The 4193-nt window shown below is 49.7% G+C and carries 3 protein-coding genes and 1 pseudogene; all 4 read right to left on the bottom strand.

All coding sequences use genetic code 11. From position 1 onward, the window contains the following. A partial coding sequence (locus tag QZ135_RS24650; RefSeq protein WP_294615744.1) for a fimbrillin family protein occupies window positions 1–440 on the bottom strand: 440 nt, incomplete at its 3' end. Between the two features lie 137 nt (window positions 441–577). Further along, window positions 578–1279: a protease inhibitor I42 family protein gene (locus tag QZ135_RS24655; RefSeq protein WP_294615746.1), complete on the bottom strand. Its 702-nt coding sequence runs from the start codon at window positions 1277–1279 to the stop codon at window positions 578–580. Window positions 1280–1441: 162 nt separating this feature from the next. Further along, window positions 1442–3808 (bottom strand): hypothetical protein, encoded by a 2367-nt coding sequence (locus QZ135_RS24660; RefSeq protein ID WP_294615748.1) that lies wholly within the window; start codon window positions 3806–3808, stop codon window positions 1442–1444. A gap of 123 nt (window positions 3809–3931) precedes the next feature. Then, window positions 3932–4193 (bottom strand): annotated as a pseudogene (locus tag QZ135_RS24665) (hypothetical protein); the annotation flags it as partial.

Consider the following 4193-nt stretch of genomic DNA (forward strand, 5'->3'; position numbering starts at 1 on the left):
GAGGCGGCATAAATCAAGTCGCTTGCCTGATAGCCGTCTGTGCCATCTGTGCCGCTCTGGTCTTTCTTCACGCTGAACGAAGTGGGTTTCGTGGCGCTGTACGGATACCATGCCGAGACATCGATATCGCTCGTGCTTTCCCAGTAGAACGGCGTTTCGTTGGTGGCAGCCGAGAGCTTGCCGTCTGTGGCGGCGGTGTACCTCTTTGGATTAGCAGTGCGTACCTGTACGGCTACATCTTCGCCCCCTGCCCACGAGTTATCAGTGGTGGCACGGGTGGCAGTCACGCCCTCCACCGTTGTGGCGAACGTCATGGGGTATTTGCCTTCGGGCAGCGTCTCGCCTTTCCCGCCGGAGAGTTCGTCCTGCGTGCAGGCTGCTGCCAGCAGCAACACTGCCGTCAGCGTGCAAGCGGTCTGTAAGAATGCTTTTCGTTTCATATTGTCATTGTTCTTTTAGTTTCATTTTTCTTTTGTGCCACCGGCAGCGGCGAAGCTGCCAGTGTGCTGCCTTTAGAGGGTTGCATACACTCCGGACTTAACGCACCGTGCGTCCGGCGGCGGCTTTAGCTCCAATCTTATTGCAACAAGAAACCGGCATTTGTCGGGAATGTATCTTCTATCATATAATCAGGAACACTCAATATTTTATTCCTGTCGAAACCTACTTTATCAAAGATTTCCCACGTCTGAATGTGATATCTCTTCTTGCCGGTACAGAAATAGACTTTACCCGTCGACTGTCCGTAAAATAGTCCTATACGATCCATGCTCATGCTTTCCATATCCGGTATAAGTTTAACGATTTCACCGGGTACGTTCTCCCAAGTAATGCGGCTGAATACCTTGAGATAAGTCTCCCATGAGGGAACATGCATTTTTTTCTTCTCACTACCATTTTCATCATGCAGTAAAAAATAGATAGAGTTCTTGTCCATATCGTTGATGGTTTCTCCCATAACGGTGCTGATATCGTCGATGCCGTTTGCTGCCGGTTTTTCCTCCGGAACGTATGCAAAATATATCAGTTTGTCTTCCAGCGTCACTTCTTCATCGTTGTGGTAGCAGGCAAACTGGATTTCTGCCTGTCCGGGATTCACGAACTTGAAGGTAAATGCCTGTGCGGTTACACCGCCCGGCTGTTCCGCCTTCTCTTCTTTCTCGTCAATAAGGATTGCGCTGCCTGACAAATATGCCAGTGCATAACGGTACTGAGTACCGGCTTGAGTTGTAGGTTTGATGGTTACTGTTTCACCAACCTTGAATACTGTTCTAATCATAACAATACGTGTTTCTAAAGATACTTAAATCAGTAAGTTTCTAATGACCGAGGACATACGCCGCACGGCTTTGCCTGAGAGGAGGTCTCCGGAGAGGTATTGCCCCTACGGAAACCGTTGCGTTTCATACTATTTTTGCTCTTTGTCAACAACTGATTTATATCAGTCCATAAAGAGTTTTGTCTCATTCCATGCTCCTTCCAATCTGTCGGGGACCATATCCTTGTCTTGCCCTTTCTTGTATTTTGCCCACTGCGATTCTGACCAGACGAACGGCTTGTCGTCTATCTTCGGAGTACCGTAGAGCATCCAAAAGGCGGTCTTGCCACCATTTTCGTTCGGGGTATAACGGAGGTTCTTCAACAATTCCCTTACTCTGCCGGCGGAATAGACTTTGGCATCCACCGCACCGTCCGGTATGGTCTTTGGATATTCCGTGATGCCGCTGCCCAAGTCCCATCGGCCATAGATGGAAAGCGGATTGTCATTATCCACATAGGTAATCAAATCTTTCGCTGTTTCCATGTCTTTCACACCGTCAATTTGATTGAAGAACTGGATGCGTCGCATCGGGCGGTTATCCGTCGATTCGAGGTCGTAGGCCACATGCTTGGATATGGGGTAGTTGACGCCGAGGATATAATCCGGAGTAATCAGATGCTGATCATAACTCTTGCCGTCTGTATCTTCACCCGGGATGGAGTCTTTCACTTTCAGTTCCTTGCCGTCCGAACGGAACAGTACGAAACGCCGGTAGCTCATCTCAATCAGTGCCGTTTCATTGGTGTTTACGTCTATCAGCATGTAGCCGTTCTGGTAAGTGCCCGTATTATCGATGGTGAGATGACGGTAGAAATCGTCAATGTCTGTGGCGAACATCTCGGCAGCGGCGGCACGCCAGCATATCCAGATGCCTTCTTTCACTTCTGTGTGGGCGTAACGGTGGGTGGTCTCGTTGAAACAGATGCCGTGACCGTTGAAACCGAAGTCCATGTTGCTGCCGAACTGTCCCGGGCAATAGGCATTTTGCGTAACGAATTCATCTCCGATGGCGTAGCTGACGGTGTGCGACTGGCAGAGGAAACCGGCCCACGTGTTATGCGTCCAGTAGATGTCACCGTCGGCAGTGCGTTTTACGAAAGCTGAACAGTGGTCGGACTTATGCAGGCCGCGGCACGCTTCTTTGGATGAAGAAGCAAGGGCATCGAACAGGTCGGACTGGGCGTTGATGAAATAAATGTCGCCAAAGGTCAACGGAGCATCCCCGTATGCCAGACTGAACTTTGTGCAATCGAAATCCAACACATCGGGGCATATTTCCTGCGGGATATCGTTTTTTGCAGTGGCACCGTCATATATACCGCGCATACGCACCACCAGACGTTTGATGTGGAGGGCGACTTCGTTTTTCTCGTTTTCCTTTATCCAGCTGAGCAGATAGCGGTAATTGCTGTTCAAACGCTTTCCGACTGTTTCCAGTTCTTCTTCGGACGGGTCGATGTTTTTAGGAAATTTCTTGTCCGGTTCAGAGGTGTCACACAAATAGGTGTTGTTCCACGTATTGTTGCGGGCTGACTTTATGGCATCTTCCCCTTGTAGCCTGCCTTGAATGTATCCGGCATAGTATTCGTTGGTGAATACGTCCACGTCAGGGTCGCGGGCGATGATGCTGTAGTTCCAGCAATTATCTTTCAATTGGGCAAAGCCCTTGCAATATTCATTCAGCACATATTTATTCTGTACATATTCGTTGACAGGAGCCAGCCCTTTTCCTATCAGACTGCCGACACTTGTCGTACAATTAATAATCGCACCATTATTCCAGCCGCAGATACCGCCTTGGGTTATGCTGCCCTCATACATGCCGTTATTGACACAATATCTGACGGTTCCCTGATTGTTGACACCACAGATACCGCCACAAAATTCGGCTGCGGCACGGACATGCCCTTTATTCCGGCAACCGTCAATGATGCCGCTTCTGGCAGATGAACCAACAATACCACCCGTCAGCTTCATCAGACCGTCGCTTTCATTGATAATCTCTCCGGTGTTGGTGCAATCCGAAATCTGCCCCTGCGATTCACCGCAGATGCCGCCGATGAATGCGGCATTCCCGAAACCGTTAACGACAGCTCCGTTTGAACACTGACGGATGACGCTTCCCGAACTGACAGCTCCGCAAATGCCGCCTGCCCGAAAACCGGATATGATTCCCGACTCGATACGGATTTTTTCGAGGATTCCCCCTCGCGTGCAACCGAAGAACCCGGCTACGCTGTCCTGGCGTACGGTAATATTCTTGATGGGAAGCTCGTTTCCACAGTATGTTCCGCAGAAAGGATGATCCAAGTTACCGATAGGCTCCCAGTCCTTCAGTTCTTCAAAACTGCAATTCTGGACGACAACCTCATTTCTGAAGTCACGACCGTTGTTTACACTGTCCCTGAAAGCTTTCAGGTCACCCATGTTTTCAATGAAATGCTGGACGGTTCCGTTTGCAGCATTGGTGTTCGGATTATTATTCATATTTTCCTTCTATGTTAAGTTGTGCCACCGGCGGTTGCGGAACCAGCCGTCACCTTACAGGGTTACATACTCCAGACTTACGCTCTGATGTCTGGCGGTGGCTTTAGTTCGTTTACTTTCGCGTCAGAATTCCACGATGCTTTCCAAGATGGGTTCGCCTTTCAGCGGGGCATAGATGGTGACTTTGGCAAAGCCGAACTTCGGTTCGCGGGTGACGGTCTTTGTCATGCAGTAGTAGCGATAATTGTATCCTGCCACCAACTGCTTGGCTACCAGCATCGGGGTGTAATCCACGCCTTTCAGCGTCATGCAGGTCTGGAAGATGACTTTTTCCTCGTCCGTCAGTGGTTCGTATTCGCCCCAGCCGCCTACTTTCAGAGTATCG

This window comes from uncultured Bacteroides sp., from assembly GCF_905207245.1.
Taxonomy (GTDB): domain Bacteria; phylum Bacteroidota; class Bacteroidia; order Bacteroidales; family Bacteroidaceae; genus Bacteroides.